The sequence below is a fragment of the Winogradskyella wichelsiae genome (assembly GCF_013403925.1).
Taxonomy (GTDB): domain Bacteria; phylum Bacteroidota; class Bacteroidia; order Flavobacteriales; family Flavobacteriaceae; genus Winogradskyella; species Winogradskyella wichelsiae.
In genome coordinates, this window is sequence record NZ_JABFDJ010000047.1 from 1 (window position 1) to 676 (window position 676).

General features: G+C 29.9%; 1 protein-coding gene. It reads left to right on the top strand.

Going from position 1 to position 676, the window contains the following annotated elements; all coding sequences use genetic code 11:
• On the top strand, nt 1-533 hold a 533-nt coding region (locus HM985_RS17130), incomplete at its 5' end, for a hypothetical protein (RefSeq protein WP_218843438.1).
• Nucleotides 534-676: the final 143 nt, after the last annotated feature.

A 676-nucleotide genomic window follows, 5' to 3' on the forward strand; every position in this document is an offset into this window, starting at 1 on the left:
ACCGTTGTGAGCAATTAAAAAGAACATTTGTGAAAAACATTTTTAATCTGATTTTATTACTATTTTTCTTGGTTTCTTGTGGACAGAAAGCAAATGAAACGAACGATAACAAACCTGAAAATTCTACTTTAACGAACCAAACAGAATTATTTGAATTTAAGATTCCTGACACAATTTCTCTTGGAAAACATATTGGAAGAATAACTAAATATAAACGGAATAAAAAACCGAATTATGACTATCTATTGTCCGTAATTGTAAGTAATCAATACGAGGACTCAAAAATAAAAACTGATACTTTTAGCAACGGAACTTTGAATCCGTTTTTTGGAATAAAAGGGTTTAAAACTGGAACTCAAGAAATTGAATTAATAATTGAAGAACAAATTCTTGAACCGTATAAAAAAGACAAAGACTCTTTTTTAGGAATAACAAAACTATATCACCAATATGACGCTCGAATTACAGTTGTTGATGGAGATTTTATATCTGAAACTGAAAAAGAACTATTAACTGAATTAAAAAATGAGTAAAAAAACTGCTCACAACACCGTGTATAATTAATTGCTTGGTTAATGCCGACTTACGAACATTCCTGCGGAATATTCTATCTGTGATTTATTTGCTAAATTAGTTGCTTAACCACGCAACTAACCATACACAACAACGTTGGCAA